The sequence below is a fragment of the Paenibacillus sp. PL91 genome, assembly GCF_012935325.2.
GTDB lineage: Bacteria > Bacillota > Bacilli > Paenibacillales > Paenibacillaceae > Pristimantibacillus.
The window spans coordinates 84,217-98,989 of record NZ_JABBYG020000010.1; the positions used below are offsets into that span (position 1 = coordinate 84,217).

The 14,773-nt window shown below is 48.3% G+C and carries 14 protein-coding genes; 12 read left to right on the top strand and 2 right to left on the bottom strand.

From position 1 onward, the window contains the following. Complete coding sequence (gene yajC / locus HI950_RS21905) at positions 1-309, top strand: preprotein translocase subunit YajC (protein ID WP_169082726.1); 309 nt, start codon at positions 1-3, stop codon at positions 307-309. A 79-nt stretch (positions 310-388) separates the two neighbouring features. On the opposite strand, the gene HI950_RS21910 is transcribed toward yajC, so the two are convergent. After that, positions 389-781 (bottom strand): TIGR04086 family membrane protein, encoded by a 393-nt coding sequence (locus HI950_RS21910; protein ID WP_169082725.1) that lies wholly within the window; start codon positions 779-781, stop codon positions 389-391. A gap of 228 nt (positions 782-1,009) precedes the next feature. On the opposite strand from HI950_RS21910, the gene HI950_RS21915 reads away from it, so the two are divergent. Continuing rightward, a complete protein-coding gene (locus tag HI950_RS21915; protein WP_317618426.1) occupies positions 1,010-1,762 on the top strand; it encodes a DUF421 domain-containing protein in 753 nt (250 codons plus the stop codon). A gap of 46 nt (positions 1,763-1,808) precedes the next feature. Here HI950_RS21915 and spoVB read toward each other — a convergent pair whose 3' ends face one another. After that, entirely contained in the window at positions 1,809-3,362 is a 1,554-nt protein-coding gene (spoVB, locus tag HI950_RS21920; RefSeq protein WP_169082723.1) for a stage V sporulation protein B, read from the bottom strand. A 207-nt stretch (positions 3,363-3,569) separates the two neighbouring features. Here spoVB and HI950_RS21925 point away from each other — a divergent pair, with 207 nt between their 5' ends. The 10 genes from HI950_RS21925 to hisS all read left to right on the top strand — a co-directional run bounded on the left by HI950_RS21925 (position 3,570) and on the right by hisS (position 14,739). Further along, the gene (locus HI950_RS21925; protein ID WP_169082722.1) at positions 3,570-3,809 is read left to right on the top strand and encodes a post-transcriptional regulator; all 240 of its coding nucleotides are present in this window, start codon (positions 3,570-3,572) and stop codon (positions 3,807-3,809) included. Between the two features lie 84 nt (positions 3,810-3,893). Then, complete coding sequence (gene secD / locus HI950_RS21930; protein WP_169082721.1) at positions 3,894-5,126, top strand: protein translocase subunit SecD; 1,233 nt, start codon at positions 3,894-3,896, stop codon at positions 5,124-5,126. Next, positions 5,116-6,030, top strand: coding sequence for a protein translocase subunit SecF (gene secF, locus HI950_RS21935; RefSeq protein WP_169082720.1), 915 nt, complete (start codon positions 5,116-5,118; stop codon positions 6,028-6,030). The genes secD and secF overlap by 11 nt, the downstream gene beginning before the upstream one ends. Before the next feature lie 101 nt (positions 6,031-6,131). Further along, entirely contained in the window at positions 6,132-7,049 is a 918-nt protein-coding gene (locus HI950_RS21940; RefSeq protein WP_169082719.1) for a cation diffusion facilitator family transporter, read from the top strand. Positions 7,050-7,081: 32 nt separating this feature from the next. Beyond that, entirely contained in the window at positions 7,082-9,094 is a 2,013-nt protein-coding gene (gene recJ, locus HI950_RS21945; RefSeq protein WP_169082718.1) for a single-stranded-DNA-specific exonuclease RecJ, read from the top strand. 49 nt (positions 9,095-9,143) lie between these two features. After that, entirely contained in the window at positions 9,144-9,671 is a 528-nt protein-coding gene (locus HI950_RS21950; protein WP_169082717.1) for an adenine phosphoribosyltransferase, read from the top strand. A 190-nt stretch (positions 9,672-9,861) separates the two neighbouring features. Next, positions 9,862-12,042: a RelA/SpoT family protein gene (locus HI950_RS21955; protein ID WP_169082716.1), complete on the top strand. Its 2,181-nt coding sequence runs from the start codon at positions 9,862-9,864 to the stop codon at positions 12,040-12,042. A gap of 51 nt (positions 12,043-12,093) precedes the next feature. Beyond that, positions 12,094-12,537: a D-aminoacyl-tRNA deacylase gene (dtd, locus tag HI950_RS21960; protein ID WP_169082715.1), complete on the top strand. Its 444-nt coding sequence runs from the start codon at positions 12,094-12,096 to the stop codon at positions 12,535-12,537. 94 nt (positions 12,538-12,631) lie between these two features. Further along, positions 12,632-12,802, top strand: coding sequence for a hypothetical protein (locus HI950_RS21965; protein ID WP_169082714.1), 171 nt, complete (start codon positions 12,632-12,634; stop codon positions 12,800-12,802). Positions 12,803-13,491: 689 nt separating this feature from the next. Further along, complete coding sequence (hisS, locus tag HI950_RS21970; protein ID WP_169082712.1) at positions 13,492-14,739, top strand: histidine--tRNA ligase; 1,248 nt, start codon at positions 13,492-13,494, stop codon at positions 14,737-14,739. Positions 14,740-14,773: the final 34 nt, after the last annotated feature.

Here is a 14,773-nt window from a genome sequence, read left to right on the forward strand (position 1 = left end):
ATGTGGCTAGCAGCAGATGCAGCAGGTTCAAGTAATATTCTTGGTATGATTTGGCCGTTTGTGCTCATGTTTGCGGTGTTTTATTTCTTACTTATTCGTCCGCAGCAGAAGAAACAAAAGCAACGTACTTCCATGCTTAACCAATTGAAAAAAGGCGATAAAATTTCAACAATTGGTGGTTTGCACGGTACGGTTGTGGAGCTCAGCGATGATACGGTTGTTCTTCGTGTAAACGATACAACAAAAATGACGTTTGAGCGCAGCGCAATCAACACGATCATCAACTCAGCACCAGCAGTAACGGAGTAATATACGTAAACCAAAGAACGGCTGACATGCATGCATGTCAGCCGTTCTTTTTATTATTTTGGTAAACAAGCGCTGCTGCTTATTTCTTCATATTAACTCCGATCATGCCTCCAAAAGCGCCTGCGAGTAGAGATGCCCCTAAGAGAAGCACGCTGTGGAGCGACAATGAAGTGTTTGAGGCAAGAAAACTGATAATGATGACGATTGCGCCGTACAATAGGCCAAGCAATGCGCCATTGTACCAGCCTTTGCTCTCTGAACGCCGGCCGGAGGTAAAGCCGCCCGCAAGCGATGCAAAGCCATGAACAATTAATGCATTAGTAGGCAAGCTGCTTTCTTTCATACCGGTAAAATGCAAAAGCAGCGAGAGCAGCAAAGCGCCTACTGCTAACCAAATAATTGAAAAAAGCACGCCGGCGAGCAAAGGTGAAGCAATTAATGGCGGTTTAGGAGCTTGTTTAACCGAACTCATCAAATTCCCCCCAACAAAGGTACGTATTACTTAACCATATGGTCAAGCTTAGTGGAATAGTACAACTAATACGCTGACTTATAAGTATTTATTGGGCTTCGGTTAACCATTGCCATATATTCGTGTAAGCTGCATCAGTATGATGTCTATGGGCGTAGGTCAGAATAGCTGTACGGACAAACGCAGCTGATATCAGCTCGTATGACAAAATCGAGGAGGCGGTTTCCGGTGGAATATTGGGGCCTGTTGATCCGGACGGTGATCATCTATTTCGTCGTATTTTTGATCATGCGGTTTATGGGAAAACGAGAAATCGGAAAGCTATCGGTATTCGATCTCGTTATTTCAGTTATGATCGCGGAAATTGCCGTCATTGTAATTGAGGATATGGAACGCTCGATGTGGAGCGGCATTTTGCCAATGGCTGTACTGCTGCTCATTCAAGTGGTAAGTGCCTTTATGACGATGAAAAGCAGGAAACTAAGGTTGTTGTTTGATGGCAAGCCAAGCGTCATTATTGACAAGGGCAAATTAAATAGCGATGTAATGCGTAAGCAACGCTACAATTTGGATGATTTAATGCTTCAGCTGAGGGAAAATAAAATCAGCGCAGTATCCGATGTTGAATTTGCCGTCTTGGAAACAAGCGGCAAGCTATCCGTTATTCCAAGAGAAAATTCCGAAGCACTTGAAGACAACAATAATGACGTGTATGCCGAAGATAAATTAGATAAAAAGTTAAGTAGCTTCAACCAAATGAATATTATTCCACCAAAATATCGATTCGAAATTTTGCCAGTGCCGCTCATTATGGATGGCAAAGTACAAGATGAAAATTTGGAAAAGCTGGAGAAAACGAGATTTTGGCTTAAAAACGTGCTGCAGGAGAAAGGCGTTACCGATTTTAAGGACGTATTCTTTTGCACGATTGACCATAAGGGAAAGCTGTTTGTCGATAGGCATGATCAAAAAAAGCGCTAAAGAGAGGGCTGCCCTTTCTTTAACGCTTTTTTTCATAACACACGTTTTATTTGAACCAGATGCCGACTAAAGGAATACGTTTTATATCATGCCGGTCAATGATTTTCATCAACACCATGAGCAGCAAATAAACAATTACGCTTGCAGCGCAAGCGAGAATCAAATTGATCCACTCTGCCGGCAGCGGCTGGCGATTCATCGTAAACCGCGCTGCTGCTCCCATGATGAGCATCGCCGCGCCTACCTTTACAAAATCAATAATTTTCATATGAAAGCCGATAAACCGGAGAACACTAATGCCATGCAAAACCGTGACGAGCACGATGTTCACATTAATGGCGATTAAAGCTCCGTATATGCCGAAGTCGGGATCTGATGCGAGCTGTACGATAAGAACCAGCTTGACGATGGCGCCGATCAACGTGTTGATTAGGGCAGTTCCTGGCTTGTTGAGTGCTTGAAGCGCGGCTTGAAGAGGCGCTTGCAAGTAAATAAAAATGCCGACTGGAGCTATGAGCTGCAGCATCGGTGCTATTTCTGTGTGATTATAAAGAATGCGGCAGATCGGCTCAGCAAACAAGGTCATGATGACAACAAAAGGAGCGCCTGAAACAAGGGCAAGCCTTAACGATTGGTGAAGCCGCTTATGAATCAAGGCGTTATCGCCGTTTGCTGCTGCCTCCGAAAGAGAAGGGACTAACGATACGGCAAGGGAGTAAGTTAAGGCAGTCGGCAAAAGCAGGAGAGGGACGATCATACCTTGAAGAGCGCCATACTGCGCGGTTGCGATGCCTGTTGCGATACCGGCAGCCGCCAAGCTACGCGCGGTAAGAATAGATTCTAGCAAATAGGAGAAGGAGCCAACCATACGGCTTCCCGTTACCGGTATCGACAAGCCAAGCAGCCTGCGCAGGACGGGCTCATTTTTTGCAGAGTTTGGGTGATTTGCTAAGGCTTCTTTAATCCGTGATTTGTCGCGATAATATTTCCAAAGAAGCACGGCTAAGCCGCCGATCTCCCCCACAACAGCGCCAAGCATAGCGCCCGCAGCCGCCCATTCGAGTCCTAGAGGAAGCAGCATGTAAGCAAAAGAGAGCGATGCAATGATGCGAAGAATCGTTTCAACGGTTTGAGATACTGCAGTAGGTATCATGTTTTGTTTGCCTTGAAAGTAACCGCGGTAAACCGAGGAAATACCTATGATAAGCAATAGAGGAGTCATAACCATAAATGTACGGTATACGCGGGCATCCGGCAGTACATGCTTCATGATCCAAGGGGCACATAGCAGCATTACGGCTGTCATCAAAATACCAAGCGAGGTAACAAGTGCCATCGCCGTTCGGAAAATGTATTTCACGCGTGCGGAATCGCCCTGCGATTCGGCTTCCGCGATCCATTTTGCAACGGCTAGCGGTATCCCTCCAGTAATGATGGTAAGCATAACGGTTAGAAACGGATAACTGAGCTGATATAACCCGACGCCTTCTGCGCCAATTATGCGAGGAAGCGCGATGCGCGGCACGAAGCCGAGCAGGCGGTTAATAATGCCAGCAGCAAGTAAAATCATGGCTCCCTTAATAAAGGTTTGCTTCGTCATAATTAGATACCCTCTTCTCTATCATGGAATAGCTGGTTAGCTTCTGCCTCGCATTAGACGAAGCTATGAGACAGGCCGGTACTATCATCTTTATGCGCGGCATGTCCGATTCCATGTCATGCATTTTGCCGATTGCGATATATTTGGGCAGGAATATGGCAAAGACATAGCGAATAGAAGGGTAGACAAGCTTTTAGGAGGCGCAGCATGGCAGACGAAGAGTTAAGCCGTATGATCGAGGAGCTATGCAACAGCAAGGCGGAGGAATTTCAATTGATTGGCTATGAGCATGTTACAGGCCAAGAGGTTTGGGAATGCGTTAGCGAGAAATACAATAAAACAGGACAACCTGAGCTTCACGAACTAGTGAACGATATTTTATCTCTAAAGGTTATGAAATTCATGAATTTCATGACGATAAGCGCATACAAAGGAACCCAATTTTAAAGTAGAGGGTTTCTTTTTTTTTTGACTCGATTTTACCACGTCTGTATAATAGGAATATTGAGATCATAAGGGGGATTTAGACGTATGTTCGGGAAGAGAATAATTGCCTTCCTTGCGATCGTAGTCATTATGTTTGGCGTTATCGCTTGGACAAGCCCATCGCTAGTAAAAGATGTAAGGCTAGGCCTTGATTTAAAAGGCGGATTTGAGGTTTTGTACGAAGCTTCGCCACTTGAAGGTGGACAGGCGGTTACACCTGAGTCGCTGAAAGAAACGGCAAGAAGCTTGGAGAAAAGGATTGACGAGCTTGGTATTGTGGAGCCTGAGATTACGACTGAAGGCACCAACCGGATTCGTCTGAGACTAGCAGGCGTTGAGAATGAGAACGAAGTAAGAGAGATTCTTGCAAAACCTATCAACCTGACGTTCCGCGGTCCTGACAACAAAATCGAGCTTGATGGCAGTGATTTCAAGCCAAACGGCGCGGGTATCGGTTACGACAACTTAAGCAAGCCGTTCGTTACAATCGAGCTTAAAGACGCAAAAAAATTCGAAGAAATTACGACCCGCTTGACGGGCAAATATTTAGCAATTTACCTCGATGACAAAGAGCTGTCCAGACCGAATGTTAATTTTCCGATTTCCGGCGGATCTGCTCAAATCTCTGGTGATTACACGGTAGATGAAGCTAATGAACTTGCTGATATGATCAACCTGGGCTCTTTGCCGCTCAAGCTGACTGAAAAATATACCCAATCCGTAGGCGCTAAGCTCGGTCTTGCATCCCTTAAGGATACAGTTGAAGCGGGCATTATCGGTACGGTCATTATTTTGGTATTCCTAGTTATCCTGTTCCGTATTCCAGGCGTCGTTGCCGGTATTACGGTCATTACGTATACGTGGCTCTTGATCGTTGTATTCAATTTGATGAATGCTACCTTAACCTTGCCTGGTATAGCGGCCTTCGTACTCGGTATCGGTATGGCGGTCGATGCGAATATCATTATGTATGAGCGGATAAAAGAAGAGATTCGCAGCGGCAAAAGCTTGCTGTCCTCGCTGAAGTCAGGCTCAAAAAACTCGTTCCGTACAATTATGGATGCCAACATTACGAATATTATTGCGAGTGCTGTGCTTTATTACATCGGCAATGGCGCGATTCGAGGCTTTGCGCTGACGATGATCTTCAGTATTCTAGTAAGTATGCTTACGAATATTTTCTTGTCGAGATTGTTGATTATGCTGCTTATTAAGAGCAATCTGTTTACAAAACCAAGCTATTACGGCGTGAAGGAGGCAGAAATCCGTGAACTTTAATACAAAGATTCGTTATGACTTTATTGGGAACCGCAACAAGTTCTTTCTGTTCTCAATCACGTTAACTGTACTAGGCATTTTGTCTTTGCTTTTCTTTAGTCTCAATTTCGGCGTTGATTTCAAGGCTGGAACGAATATGGATATTTTGGTAGGCAAGGCCATTACGCAGCAGGATGCCAAAGAAATTCTTGTGAAAGCAGGAATCGAGGACATTACGCCTACGGTTGGCGGTACAGGAAACGAACGAGTTTCCGCTCGTTTTGACGAGGTGCTTACACAAGCCAAAATCGTAGAAATCCAAGAAGGCTTTAAAGCAAAATACGGCGACCAAGTATCCTCAGAGGTTAACGTCGTATCCCCGGATATGGCACAGGAGCTTGGGATCAAAACAATATGGGCGATTCTTATCGCGAGCGTTGCGATTATGATCTATGTAATGATCCGCTTTGAATGGCGCTTTGCGCTGGCTGCGAACATCGCGATTTTGTATGATGCGTTTGTCGTTGTTGCGCTATTTTCGATTTTCCGACTCGAAGTGGATCTACCTTTCATCGCGGCTGTTCTAACGACGATCGGTTACTCCATCAATGATAAAATCGTTATTTTTGACCGGATTCGCGAAAATCTGCGCTTCGGTCAATTCAAAAACCGCGATCAGCTTGCAGAGATGGTAAACGCAAGTATTTGGCAAACGATGGCGCGTAATATTTATACAGTATTAGCGGTGCTGATCGTTGCGGTTTGTTTGTTCATTTTCGGAAGCGAATCAATCAAGCTGTTCGCGCTTGCGAAAATTATCGGTCTTACGAGCGGAGCATATTCGTCGATTTGTATCGCGAGCCCGCTGTGGCTTCTTCTTAAAGGGAAGCAAAAGCAGAAGGTCGCTGTTAAACCGACAGCGTAATCGAGTAGAGCATTCCATGCTTACGAAGTAGGTTTGCATTCGCAAACCTAAGCACATGCTTACGAAGTAGGTTTGCATTCGCAAACCTTTAGGAGGTACAAATGTCAACCACACAGCGATATGCAAAAGCAGAGTCCGCAAGCTGGGCCGGCTTATGGGGAAACATGCTGCTGGCACTATTTAAAGGCGTAATAGGTTGGTTGTCAGGAAGCAAGGCGCTGCTTGCGGATGCATTTCGAACGGCAGCCGAGGTTGCTGCAGGCGTTATTGCAATATCAGGTTTACGGGCTAGCCGTCAGCGCAAAATGGCAAAACCAAATGCGCCATCGGAAGCTGAGGATACGAGGGGAGAAGCTGCGACTACGATTTTATTGTCAGTCGTGCTTCTCATCATTGGGCTCGAAATCGGCATTTCCGCAATCAGGGATATTTCCAATGGCGTGACAAGCTCGCCCCACTGGAGCGCGATCGCGGCGATTGCTCTGTCTTTAATCGTTCAGCAGCTATTTTTTCCTTCAAAGGAGCGCTTGATGGGCCTTTATTGCTCTGCGGCTGCTTTGGTAGGAACAAGCGGAGCCATCATTGGCAAAATGCTGTCAATTCCGGTGCTGTACTATTTTGATCCGGCTGCTGCAATCGTCATTGCTGTCATCGTCGTAATCAACGGCTACAGAATGGCTACCGTCTTCATTCGCAAAGACGGCAATGGCGACGTCTCGGATGAAAATCCCGATGAGCTGATGCAGCTTGTACAGCGCGTTGAAGGAGTCGTCACCGTGCAATCGATGCGAGCGAGAGAGCATGGACATTATGTCATAGCAGAAATGGTAATAAGCGTTAACCCGCGTATTTCTGTTCTTGAGGGTCATGAGATTGCGAAACGGGTAAAGCAGCTCGTTATGAAACGTTTTATACATGTGACGGATGTTTCGATTTATGTTGAGCCATATGATCCTGGTTATCCGTACAAGTCCAATCATGATCCGAATCAGGAGCAGATGCCGACACTGCTGCAATAAGAACTGCCAACAGCAGGAGAGGAGAAAGCAACATGATTCAAAGGAAGACAAGATGGGCTGTAGCGCCATGGTCTTTAACCGATGAGGATAAAGCGAAAAGTTTAGCTTCCAGTCTTAGCGTGCCTCCGCTTGTAGCAAGGCTGCTCGTGCAGCGCGGCTATGAAGACGCTGAAGCAGCGGAGCGTTTTTTGCGAGGCGGAATGGAGCATTTCCATGATCCTTATCTATTGCTAGGAATGAAGGCAGCTGTCGAACGGATTAAAAGGGCAGCTGATAGCAACGAGAAAATTCGGATTTATGGCGATTATGATGCCGACGGCGTCTCAAGCACTTCATTATTGGTACATTTATTTCGTACTCTACAATATAATTTTGACTATTATATTCCTCATCGCGCCTTAGAAGGTTATGGATTGAACAAAAAAGCGATCGAGCTTGCGGCTGAGGAAGGAATCGGCTTAATCGTTACGGTCGATACAGGCATAAGCGCTGTTCAAGAAATTGAATATGCGAAGCAGCTTGGCATCGACGTTGTCGTCACCGATCACCATGAGCCGCCCGATCAAATCCCGCAAGCGAGCGCAGTCGTTAATCCGAAGCAGGAGGGCTGCGAATACCCGTTTAAAGGGCTCGCGGGCGTTGGCGTCGCATTCAAATTGGCGCACGCCTTGCTGGAGCGGCCGCCGCTGGAGTGGGCAGACATCGTCTGCCTCGGAACGATTGCCGATTTAATGCCGCTTAAGGACGAGAATCGTATTCTGGTGAGGTATGGCCTTGAGAGGCTGAGCAGTCATACAAGCGTAGGCTTTCGGGCTTTAGCGGAGGCAGGCGGCATCGAGCTGGAGGGTCTCACCGCGACAAGCGTAGCTTTCGGAATGGCGCCTCGCATTAATGCAGCTGGGAGACTGGATCATGCGAAGCGTGCGGTTGAGCTGCTGACGACCGAGGATTACGACAATGCGATTTTGGCGGCAATCGGGTTGGACAGCTTAAATAAGGAACGACAGCGCGTAGTTGAGAGTATCGTGAGAGAAGCGGAGCAGCAGTGGCAGACAAAGGTTGCGGAGGCTGAAGCGGCTGGAACTAATTCGCCGCCTGTTATCGTGCTTGCAGGCGAAGGCTGGAATGTGGGCGTCATCGGTATCGTCGCTTCGAAGCTGCTTGAACGAAATTATAAGCCGGTTATTATTCTTGGCATCGATGAACAGACGGGGATGTGTAAAGGCTCTGCGCGCTCCATAGAGGGCTTTGACCTGCATGCCGCGCTTACAGCCTGCGACGAGCTGCTCGATCATTACGGCGGTCATCAGGCTGCTGCGGGCATGAGCCTCCATCGCGATCGCTTGCTAGCGCTCGAAGAACGGCTTGGCGCACTTGCTTCCGAATGGCTAAGTGCTGATGATTGGATTCCAAAAACATCGGTTGACCTCGTATGCTCGGTAAACGAGGCTACGCTTGAGACGATTACTGAGCTCTCTCAGCTGGAGCCTTTCGGGATGGGAAATCCTTCACCTAGGCTGCTATTCCACCGGACGGAGCTGGCAGAAAGGCGTACAATTGGCAAGGAATCGAAGCACCTGAAGCTGTCGCTCGGCAGCGGACGCCGTGCTTTGGATGGAATTGGCTTTAGCATGGGCATGCTGGCGGATCAACTAAAGCCGGGCTGTAAAATCGATGTAATTGGAGAGCTGTCCGTCAACGTTTGGAATGGTCAGCGCAAGCCGCAGCTTCAGCTGCATGATGTCCACTATGATCCTGCGGCGGCTGATTTTCCGGAGCGCGAGCATTTCGGGAAAGTCTATCAACAGCTAAAGCAGCTTGGGCAAGCGCCGCTGGAAGGATTAAACGCTCGCTTATCTGAGCAAAGCGGTTTATCCTTAGAGACGGTGGAGCTCATGCTGGGTGTGTTCGAGGAGCTGCAGTTCATTGACCTCAGAAATGGTCAAATGATTGCAGCCGCGTCGCCGCAGAAACGAGATTTATCTGCTTCAGCCAGGTATAGATCGGCTAAACAGCAATTTGAAGCATCACAATTATCTGTATAGAGTTTGATAATTTAAACTAATTTGTTGAAATGGAAAGGGTTGACCTCTTGTGTCCAACACGCAATATAACTTCAAAGATTACATTCGGGTAATTCAAGATTTCCCGCAGCCAGGAATCCGTTTTAAAGACATTACAACGCTTCTGAAAGACGGCGGAGCCTACCGCGCTGCCATCGAAGAAATGCGCGTTGCTGTTCAGGACATGAAAATTGACATCATTGCTGGACCTGAAGCGCGCGGCTTTGTAGTTGGCGCTCCGCTTGCACTGGCGCTTGGCGTAGGCTTTGCTCCAATCCGCAAAAGCGGCAAGCTTCCAGGTGAAACGATTACGGCTACTTACGATTTGGAATATGGCAAGGATCAGCTTGCTATGCATAAGGACGCTATAACACCAGGCCAACGCGTTTTGATTGCTGATGATTTGCTGGCAACTGGCGGCACGATTGCAACCTCCATTAATTTGATTCGCCAGCTTGGCGGCGAAGTGGTTGGTGCAGCATTCCTAATCGAGCTTTCGTATCTTACGGGGCGCGAGAAACTTGAAGGAATCGACGTGTTCTCCCTAATGACTTACTAATAAATGAAACGGTAGGAACCGTCTCTAAATACGCCGCCTGTCCCCTCTATCGCGAGGGCAGGCGGTTTTATTTTATTACAGTAGCTCTCCAGTAGTTGACGTGGTGCCGCTATAACAGGCATAATATTATAAAAACTCGGAAAACGCATGAATGGGATCCGCCAGGAGTGTAAACAGAAAGGGACGTTTCATGGGCATTGAGCATTTACTCGAGAAGGCATCCGCCTATATGAAAGAGCAGGACCTTATACGCATCCAGGAAGCCTATGACTTTGCGGAACAAGCCCATCACGGACAAGTGAGGAAATCGGGAGAGCCGTATATTCTGCACCCCGTAGCGGTTGCAGATATACTTGTTGATATGCAAATGGACGTGCTGTCGATTATTGCGGCATTGCTTCATGATGTCGTTGAGGATACGACAGTGGATTTGCAGACGGTGCGCGCGAAATTTGGCGAAACCTGTGCGATGCTGGTAGACGGTCTGACAAAGCTTGAAAAAATTCAATTTCGTTCCAAGGAAGAGCAGCAGAACGAAAACTACCGTAAAATGTTTGTTGCGATGGCCCAGGACATTCGCGTCATTCTCATTAAATTAGCAGATCGCCTGCATAACATGCGCACGCTCAAGTTCCAATCGGAGGAAGCGCAGCGGCGTATCGCATACGAGACATTGGAAATATTTTGCCCCATTGCGCATCGTCTTGGTATTTCGGCGATCAAGTGGGAAATGGAAGATATAGCGCTTCGTTATTTGAATCCACAGCAATATTACCGCATTGCCAATCTGATGAAGAAGAAGCGTGCGGAACGCGAGCAATTTATTGATGATGTTATCTCCCGCATAACGGAGAAGCTTGATGAAATGGGCATCGAGGGCGATATTTCCGGACGGCCGAAGCATTTATACAGCATTTACAAAAAAATGACCGACCGGAACAAGCAATTTACGGAAATTTATGATCTGCTTGCGATTCGCATTATCGTCGATAACATCAAGGATTGCTATGCGACGCTCGGCATTATTCATACTCTCTGGAAACCGATGCCAGGCCGCTTTAAAGACTATATCGCGATGCCGAAGGCGAACATGTATCAATCGCTGCATACGACGGTTATAGGGCCAAATGGAGAGCCTACTGAGGTGCAGATCCGTACTTGGGAAATGCACCGGACATCGGAATACGGAATTGCGGCCCATTGGGCCTATAAAGAGGGGTCTCTTGTACCGGGAGGCAATTTTGAGGACAAAATGTCATGGTTCCGCGAAATATTGGAGCTTCAGCATGAAGCGCGCGATGCGTCTGAATTTATGGAATCGCTCAAAATGGACTTTTTTGCCGATCTCGTGTTTGTGTTTACGCCTAGCGGAGAAGTGATCGAGCTGCCTGCCGGCTCCGTACCGCTTGATTTCGCATACCGGATTCACACAGAAGTCGGAAACCGGACGATTGGCGCGAAGCTGAACGGACGAATTGTTCCGCTTGATCATAAGCTCAAGACCGGGGACATCGTCGAGATTTTAACGTCGAAGCATTCGTATGGACCAAGTCAGGATTGGGTGAAAATTGCACAATCCTCGCATGCCCGCAGCAAGATCAGGCAATGGTTCAAGAAGGAGCGGCGCGAGGAGAACGTAGCGAAGGGCAAGGATCTGCTTGAGCGCGAGCTAAAGCGTCTTGGCCTTGAGCCATCTGCGTGGCTGCAGGACGATAAGCTGCAGGAGGCTGCGGCGAAGTTTGCTTTTAACGACATTGAAGATATGATGTCCGCCATCGGCTTTGGCGGTATTACTGCAGCACAAATTTGCACAAAGCTTACCGAGAAGATGCGCAAGGAGGCCGAGCTGGCAAGCCAGCTAGAGCTGACGAGTGAAGTGAAAGAAATTAAGTCCCCAGGAAACCGGAAGTCCAGGCCTAACCAAGGCGTAACGGTAAGAGGGATCGACAATTTGCTTGTCAGGTTCGCTCGCTGCTGCAACCCGGTGCCAGGCGATTCGATTATCGGCTACATTACGCGCGGCCGAGGCGTCTCCGTCCATCGGATGGATTGTCAGAACATTCCGTTCGGTGATCAAGGCGAAGAGGGAGACCGCGTCATTGAGGTCGAGTGGGAAGAATCCATTGAGGCCAATTACAGCGTTGATATCGAAATTACGGGCAGCGATCGCAGAGGGCTTCTGAACGAAGTGCTGCAGGCGGTGTCGGAGAGCAAGACGAACATTTCAGCCGTAACCGGTCGGACGGTCAAAAATAAAATGGCGCTTATTCATATAACGGTGCTTATCCGCAACATCGAGCATCTCAATGCCGTCGTGGAGAAAATAAAACGGGTTCAGGAAATTTATTCTGTTCAACGTATTATGCAATAATCGTTTGGCCCTTGCTGTGGATGGGCGGAACAAATATCGGAGGTTTAAGCGGTGAAGGTGGTTTTACAGCGCAGCAAGCAGGCAAAGGTCGTTATTGAGGGCGAAGCAGTAGGCGCAATTGATTTTGGACTCGTCCTGCTGGTTGGAATAACGCATGAGGATACGGAAGCTGACGTCAAATGGATGGCGGATAAGGTCGCTAATCTTCGTATTTTCGAGGACGAGTCAGGCAAAATGAACCATTCGGTTACCGATATCGGCGGTCAGGTGCTGTCGGTATCGCAGTTTACGCTTTATGGCGATTGCCGCAAAGGCAGGCGGCCAAACTTTATGGCGGCAGCAAGGCCCAAGCAAGCGGAACAGCTGTACGATAAGTTCAACGAAAACCTTCGTTCTATGGGCCTAGTCGTAGAGACAGGCCGCTTCGGTGCTATGATGGACGTTGAGTTTGTCAACTCAGGTCCTGTCACGATTATTTTGGAGAGCGGCGCTTAAGAATTTGATCATGGGAAACAATAGTCATGAAGCTTTGCGAAAAGAGTAGTTAAACTCGTCGCGAGCAGAATGCCCTATTGGAGGAATCCCACATATGCATCAATCACGCAAGGAGCAAGGCATGGAGCGCATCTCCCGGAGTCTTCTCCATCCGGACCGCAGAGAAGCCAAGGTGTTTGCCGAGCTAGAGGATGATATCGAAGCGGCAGAGGAATGGGCCGGCTTCCCACAGCAGCCGCGCCGCGATAATTCAGGCCTTTTATAGATGGTCATAGATAGCCGTCCGAGCTAACCGCAAGGGCGGTTTTCTATAATTACCGTAAAAACGCTTTCGAAATTGTAATATTACTGTAATCAATCTCTAACTTCTTTTTAACATCATTAACCTATACTAGAACTCGACCCCCTTTTTAAAAATATATTTTACTTTTGGACCTACAAACGTGTTTTGTAGGTTTTTTTCTGCCCTTTTGCAATTGGGCCGAGGCAGGCACAGATCGATCTTGACTTTAATCGCTGTCAGAGGTAGAATTAATCTTCAGTATAACTAGCATGAACGGTTGAAATCATCCGAACAGGATGTGCACGTTTAGCGGTTGAACATAACGATTCAACGATGGGACAAAGTAATTCTACGCGCTATACTCAGAGAGGGATGCCACTTGGCTGCAAGCATCCTTATAACGGCAGAATGAACAGACTTCCCGGAGAACAGACAGTGAACGGCAGAAGGGAGCGGGCAATGGCCTGCGACTGGCGCACAGTAGCTGGACTGCGGATGACGGACGTTAACCGTCTTGGAGCGAGCCGAACGCATTTGATGCAGGCTCGAAATGTGGGTGGTACCACGGGAGATTCACTCTCGTCCCTTTTGGCGCAAGCTATGAGGAACGGGAGTTTTTTGTGTTTTCCGAACTTTAAACGGATTTAAAAGCGGGCAGGAGGGGTTATTCAATGGCATTTCAGAAAATGCCGGGCACGCAGGATATTTTGCCTGGCGCAGTAGAGAGATGGCAGTATGTGGAGCAGAAAGCGCGCGAGATTTGCCAGCGTTACAACTTTCGCGAAATTCGTACGCCGATCTTTGAATCGACGGAGCTATTTCAGCGCGGTGTAGGTGAAACGACCGATATCGTTGAGAAAGAGATGTACACCTTCACAGACCGCGGCAACCGCAGCTTAACGCTGCGCCCAGAAGGGACCGCAGGCGTTGTAAGGTCGTATGTGGAAAACAAGCTGTACGGCGAGCCGGACGTGTCTAAGCTGTATTACATCGGTCCGATGTTCCGGTATGAGCGTCCGCAGGCAGGCCGCTACCGCCAATTGCACCAATTCGGCGTAGAGGCAATCGGCTCTGTTGATCCTGCTATCGATGCAGAGGTTATCGCGCTAGGTTATACGTTCTACACGGAGGTAGGCCTCAAGGGCGTACGCGTTGAGATCAATTCGGTTGGCACGCCAGCTGTCCGCGCCGTATTCCGCGAGCGGCTGCTTGCTTTTCTTGAGCCGAAGCGCGAGCTGCTTTGCAAGGATTGCCAATCGCGCTTGGACCGCAATCCGCTTCGCGTGCTTGACTGCAAGGTCGATCAGGAGCATTTTACAGACGCGCCTTCGATTTTGGACAGCTTGGACGAGGAATGCCAAATTCATTTTGACAAAGTTAAAATGTATTTGAGCGATATGGGCATCCCTTATGAGCTCAACCACAGGCTCGTTCGCGGACTCGACTACTATACCCATACGGCCTTTGAATATAAGGCTGAGGGCATCGGTACAATCGATACAGTCGGCGGCGGCGGCCGGTATAACGGTCTGGTGTCGGACATTGGCGGACCTGATCAGCCGGGAGTCGGTCTAGGGCTTGGCCTTGAAAGAACGATATTGCTGCTGCAGCACCAGGAAACGGAGCTGCCAGCTTTCAACCAAGTTGATGTTTATGTCGTGGCGCTTGGCGAAGCGGCGGAGCGCGAGGTGACGAAGCTCGTTTACCAGCTTAGACAGCGCGGCATTCGCGCAGAACGCGATTATCTTGGTCGTAAGATGAAGGCGCAGATGAAGTCGGCAGATCGCCTTCAGGCGCGTTACACAGCTATTCTCGGCGATGATGAGCTTGAGCGCGGAGAGATTTCACTTAAGGATATGGCCAAAGGCGAGCAGCGAGTCGTAGCATTAGATAAGCTTGCCGATGAAATTAGCGGTTAATCTTCACCATATAACAATCTAACTAAACGAGGAG

Excerpts from the sequence above, each read along its gene's own strand:
- secD (WP_169082721.1), top strand. The coding sequence starts at position 3,894 with ATGTTCGGGAAGAGAATAATTGCCTTCCTTGCGATCGTAGTCATTATG.
- HI950_RS21910 (WP_169082725.1), bottom strand. The coding sequence starts at position 781 with ATGAGTTCGGTTAAACAAGCTCCTAAACCGCCATTAATTGCTTCACCT.
- hisS (WP_169082712.1), top strand. The coding sequence starts at position 13,492 with ATGGCATTTCAGAAAATGCCGGGCACGCAGGATATTTTGCCTGGCGCA.
- yajC (WP_169082726.1), top strand. The coding sequence starts at position 1 with ATGTGGCTAGCAGCAGATGCAGCAGGTTCAAGTAATATTCTTGGTATG.
- HI950_RS21965 (WP_169082714.1), top strand. The coding sequence starts at position 12,632 with ATGCATCAATCACGCAAGGAGCAAGGCATGGAGCGCATCTCCCGGAGT.
- spoVB (WP_169082723.1), bottom strand. The coding sequence starts at position 3,362 with ATGACGAAGCAAACCTTTATTAAGGGAGCCATGATTTTACTTGCTGCT.
- HI950_RS21955 (WP_169082716.1), top strand. The coding sequence starts at position 9,862 with ATGGGCATTGAGCATTTACTCGAGAAGGCATCCGCCTATATGAAAGAG.
- recJ (WP_169082718.1), top strand. The coding sequence starts at position 7,082 with ATGATTCAAAGGAAGACAAGATGGGCTGTAGCGCCATGGTCTTTAACC.
- HI950_RS21925 (WP_169082722.1), top strand. The coding sequence starts at position 3,570 with ATGGCAGACGAAGAGTTAAGCCGTATGATCGAGGAGCTATGCAACAGC.
- HI950_RS21940 (WP_169082719.1), top strand. The coding sequence starts at position 6,132 with ATGTCAACCACACAGCGATATGCAAAAGCAGAGTCCGCAAGCTGGGCC.